The sequence below is a fragment of the Microcoleus sp. CAWBG27 genome (genome assembly GCF_020883145.1).
Classification (GTDB): domain Bacteria; phylum Cyanobacteriota; class Cyanobacteriia; order Cyanobacteriales; family Microcoleaceae; genus Microcoleus.
Genome location: NZ_JAHREU010000011.1, coordinates 87,561 through 92,547, shown reverse-complemented (window position 1 = coordinate 92,547; position 4,987 = coordinate 87,561). Strand labels below are relative to the sequence as shown.

The window sequence follows — 4,987 nt, the reverse complement described above, 5'->3', positions numbered from 1 at the left end:
CTCACTACAAACCAAATTACAGTGTTTGTAGTGCGGACTTCAGTCCGCATATTCAGAGGACTAAAGTCCTCACTACAAACCAAATTACAGTGTTTGTAGTGCGGACTTCAGTCCGCATATTCAGAGGACTGAAGTCCTCACTACGAACCAAATTACAATCTCGGATCTACAGGTTCGCTCTCCATTGCTAATACTCCGAAAACGCACTCGTGAACTTGCCTCAACGGAGCACCCGCAACAAATCTATCCAACGATTCTACACCCAAAGCAAACTCTCGCAAAGCTAAAGAACGCTTCCCGGAAAGCCCGCGCGATCGCAATTTTTCCAAATGTTCCGGCAAAGAATATTCCAAGCCGTAAATAATTCGCAAATACTCTTTACCGCGACATTTGATCGCAGGCTGTACCAATCCTTTGCTATTATTAACAATAAATTCCATCGGTTTCACCACCATCCCTTCGCCCCCGGCATCAGTCATTTTTTCCCACCATTGAATCCCTGCCAATTGACTGTCAAGATCGGCAATTCTAACTACTTTGTATTCAGTAGCTAACAGCAATTCTAGGTCAAAATTACAGATTTCTGCTATCTGTTCCATGTGCCAGCAGTGATTCTGATCGGTGTGAACGTTTCCCTCGGTTGCCAAGATGTGGAAAGGCGCTAATTTGAGGTCGGAGATGGATTTCACGGGCCAGCAGTAGCGTTGGTAGGCACTGACATAGCGATCGGCTAAATCGGCTCGTTCCCGGTAGCTAGCCAGCAAAGAATCAACCTCAACTCCCCGCTGTTTCGCCTGTTCTAGCTGCTGGATCGCCTCTGCAAACCCGTGACGGGATGCGGTTCCCACGGCAGCATATTGTTCTTGCAATAAACCTTGAGCTTTGGCAGACCAAGGCATTAATTCGCAGTCCAAACACACCCAATCAGTTTTAAATTTTTCCCAAAAATTGCTAGCAGAAAGAGCGCGATTTACCCGCGTTAAAAACTCTGTTTCTAAGGTAGAATTATCGAAGAAATGGCGACCAGTACGGGTGTAGCAAATGCCAATGCTGTTGTTAAAAATCCCAAAGCGCCGTTTAGCCGCCGATTCATCGCGACAAACAATGACAACTGCACGGGAACCCATGTGCTTTTCTTCGCAGACAACTGTCGAGACGCCTTGCTGTTGGTAGTAGTTAAAGGCTTCGGCTGGATGTTCTAAAAGCCCGGGTTCTTTGGAGGTAGCAGCGGGAGACATGGTGGGCGGTAAGTAAATCAGCCATTTGGGATTGGCGGCAAATCTGCTCATTACTTCCAGGGCTGCGATCGCATTTTCTTCTCGAATTGCAATGTTACGTTGCAGCCTTGTTGAGATCGTGCGCTTTCCGAGCACGTCGGAAATATCCAGCACGTCATCAAACTGCTGTTGGGCGGTGAGATTTATTGCGGGAAAACTGTTAAGCGGAGTTGCAATGGATGGAAATGCGATCGGTTTGGCTGGTTCGCAGTAAATCATCGCAGCAGGAACGCTGACAAATTCTCTTTCAGGATACCGCAAAGCTGTTAGTTTGCCGCCGAAAACGCAGCCTGTGTCAATATCAACAGTATTGTTCAACCATTCTGTTTCGGGAATCGGGGTGTGTCCGTAAACAACTGCTGCTTGACCTCGATATTCGGCGGCCCAATTGTAGCGGACTGGTAAGCCGAATTCATCGATTTCGCCTGTGGTTTCTCCGTACAATGCGAAATCTCGAACGCGGGCGGATGCGCGTCCCTGAAGTTCTGCTTTCATTCCGGCGTGGGCGACGACTAATTTGCCGCCGTCGAGGACGTAATGACCGATTAAACTATCTAGAAATTGGCTAATTTCGCTAACTGCTGATTCGCGCAATTCATCCGGTAAAGCTGCAATTTCTGCTAAGGTTTGTTCGAGTCCGTGGTTGATTTTGACATTTTTGCCGCTGAGTTTTCGCAATAACTTGATGTCGTGATTTCCGGGGACGCACAAAGCGGTTGATGCTGCTACCATGTTGCGGACGAGTTTGAGAGTGTCGAGAATGCGCGGGCCTCGATCGACCAAATCGCCCAAAAACACTGCTTTACGGCCTTCTGGATGGGCGTAGGTGGGATAATCCCAAAAGCCAGATGCGCTGGATGGTTCGACAATTTGATAGCCCAACTGTTGCAGCAATTGTGACAATTCGCCGCAGCATCCGTGAACGTCGCCGATGATGTCAAAGGGGCCTGTGTCGTGTTTGCGGTTGTTCCACAGCGGTTGTCTCTCGATTTGGGCTGCTGCGATGTCTTCTGGGGAACGGAGGATGTGAACGTAGCGGAAGCCTTCGCGATCGAGATTTCGGAGCGATCGTCTTAAATTTTGAACGTGGCGGCGAATTACATGATTCCCAAAATTGCGGTTTGGACGCTGCTGATTGCGATCGGCACACAATTTTTCGGGCAAATCTAGCACAATTGCTACTAAAAAGCAATGATATTTTCGGGCTAATTCTAACAGCGGTTTGCGACTTTCCGGCTGCACATTCGTAGCATCAATCACAGTTAATTTACCCGCCGCCAGACGTTTAGCAGCAATTAAATGCAGCACTTCAAAAGCATCAGCGGTGGCCGCTTGATTGTTTTCGTCGTCGGAAACCAGGCCGCGGCAGTGATCGGATGAAATGATTTCTGTCGGTTGGAAATGCTGGCGCGCAAAGGTGGATTTGCCGGAACCGGATGCACCGATGAGCAGGACTAAAGATAGTTCGGGAATTGTAATTTTCATGGTTTAATAATTGTGATTTATCTCGTTTTTGGTTGCATCAAGATTATTTAACCGCAGAGAGCGCAGAGAACACAGAGAGAGAATAGAGATAAATAATTTCAATTAAGATTCGATTTCTACTGCTTCACTAATACTAATTTACTCTAATAAAGATTTAGGAATGCGAATTATAGCGGATCTAGCGAAAGATTCGCGGACGTTGTTGGGCTTGGGCCCTCTTGGTTTAAGTGGTTATATAACCTGTCAGTTATACCTCATCTTTTTGAGAAAGGCTATACTTGAGAGCGATCGACTTTAATTATCTGGGTTTGGATAGATTTGTTCATAGCTGAAGCCTGCATTTTTCCAAGTTTAACTACATTGTAAGCACAAAAAATGTAGTAGTTATTCTGTCAAAGCGAATACTGCCATTTGTGTAGGCGAACCAACTGCTACATCTTCGGTTCCAATAGATCGCAACTCTACCCGATATCCAAACCGTTGGCCAACTTGATTCGCCCAAGTCTGAAACTGATTTCTAGTCCACTCAAAACGGTGATCGCGGTGGCGAAATTTACCCGCCGGCAAGTTTTCAAACCGAACATTGTACTCAACGTTGGGAGTTGTGACGATCGCAAATTTCGGCCGCACAAACTCAAACAACACCCGTTCAAAAGCAGCCAACCGTTCTAAATCGAGATGTTCGATCACCTCAATCACCGCTGCTGCGTCAAAATCCGTCAAGCGACTGTCTCGATAAATCAGGGAACTTTGGATCAATTGTAAGCGAGATTGCTGTGCGGGAGAAAGGCGATCGACCTGCAATCGTTCCTTGGCGATTTCCAACGCCCGAAAAGACACATCGACTCCAGTAATTTGGGCGATCGCACTTTCGGCTAAAAGCAATCGCAGCAGCTTTCCCTCACCGCAGCCCAAATCTACCACTCGCTGAGCACCGCTGGCTTTTAAAACAGTCATCACAGCTTCTAAACGCTGTTCGTTGAGGCTAATTCGCTGTTCTAAAACTTCCTCTTCTTGCTGGTGAGAAACTTCGAGTTTCTCCGGATCGAGATTATCTTCTTCTGCTAATTGTGCCACAGCAAGGCGAGTCAAACGGCGCTGGCGTTTCAAATAGCGATCGGCAATTTGTTCGCGGGCGGGATGCGAGTTCAACCAACCTTCGCCGTGACGCAATAACTTCTCAATTTCATCATCGCCCACCCAATAATGTTTATCGTCATCTAAGACAGGAATTAGTACATAAAGATGGCTCAACAAATCCGCCAACCGAACTGTATTTTGCAGTTCCACAGCAAAGTAAGGACTCGCACCCCACTCGGGAAATTGTTCGTCAAGAATCAGCGGTTTTGCTGCGACTTGATAGCCCAGCGGCTCAAACATTTGGCGGAGGAACTTCTCGCCCCCGCGACAGGGCAAAACCGACAGCTTAACTGTCAGCGGAATGGCAGTTTCTGCGAGTTCTGGGCGGTCTTTGCAGCGACCGGATAGGGCGGTACCGAAGACCTGGGCGAGGGCGACAGACAGAAAGGATGAGGCTGCGTAGGGGCGATCGTTGACGTATTGTTCCAAAGGGCGATCGCCCGATTTCGACTTACCGCGCACCAAACCAACCGGATCGACATCTAACAGCAAAGCCGCCGTGCACTTGTCTGCATTTGCTTCAGGATAAAAGACGCTGGCTTGTCCGAAAGTCATGGGGAAGCATTGAAGGCGATCGGGATGTTTGTGCAGCAAATAGCCTAAATCCGTAGCAGGGACGCGAGTTGTCGAAATGGTTAATAACATCGATATCTACATTCCAAATAAAGTTTACCCAAAGGTTCGTAGTGAGGACTTCAGTCCTTCTTCCTGAGGACTAAACTACTCACCAATAAAGGTTCGTAGTGAGGACTTCAGTCCTTCTTCCTGAGGACTAAAGTCAAGGTTCGTAGTGAGGACTTCAGTCCTTCTTCCTGAGGACTAAAGTCAAGGTTCGTAGTGAGGACTTCAGTCCTTCTTCCTGAGGACTAAAGTCAAGGTTCGTAGTGAGGACTTCAGTCCTTCTTCCTGAGGACTAAAATCCTCACAACCAAATTTTGCGATAAATTTAGTCTTGTGATGGATGCGGACTAAAGTCCTCACTACGAACCAAATTTGGATGCGGACTAAAGTCCTCACTACGAACCAAATTTGGATGCGGACTAAAGTCCTCACTACGAACCAAATTTGGATGCGGACTAAAGTCC

At 47.5% G+C, this 4,987-nt stretch carries 3 protein-coding genes; all 3 read right to left on the bottom strand.

Translation table 11 applies throughout. The features are described 5' to 3' along the window. Positions 1 to 152 precede the first annotated feature (152 nt). The gene (locus QZ938_RS09165) at positions 153 to 2,762 is read right to left on the bottom strand and encodes a polynucleotide kinase-phosphatase (RefSeq protein WP_293348902.1); all 2,610 of its coding nucleotides are present in this window, start codon (positions 2,760 to 2,762) and stop codon (positions 153 to 155) included. Between the two features lie 384 nt (positions 2,763 to 3,146). After that, the gene (locus tag QZ938_RS09160; RefSeq protein WP_293151115.1) at positions 3,147 to 4,547 is read right to left on the bottom strand and encodes a 3' terminal RNA ribose 2'-O-methyltransferase Hen1; all 1,401 of its coding nucleotides are present in this window, start codon (positions 4,545 to 4,547) and stop codon (positions 3,147 to 3,149) included. A gap of 201 nt (positions 4,548 to 4,748) precedes the next feature. After that, positions 4,749 to 4,987, bottom strand: a 239-nt coding sequence (locus QZ938_RS09155) for a hypothetical protein (RefSeq protein ID WP_293365456.1), incomplete at its 5' end; no start/stop codon positions are given.

Excerpts from the sequence above, each read along its gene's own strand:
- QZ938_RS09165 (WP_293348902.1), bottom strand. The coding sequence starts at position 2,762 with ATGAAAATTACAATTCCCGAACTATCTTTAGTCCTGCTCATCGGTGCA.
- QZ938_RS09160 (WP_293151115.1), bottom strand. The coding sequence starts at position 4,547 with ATGTTATTAACCATTTCGACAACTCGCGTCCCTGCTACGGATTTAGGC.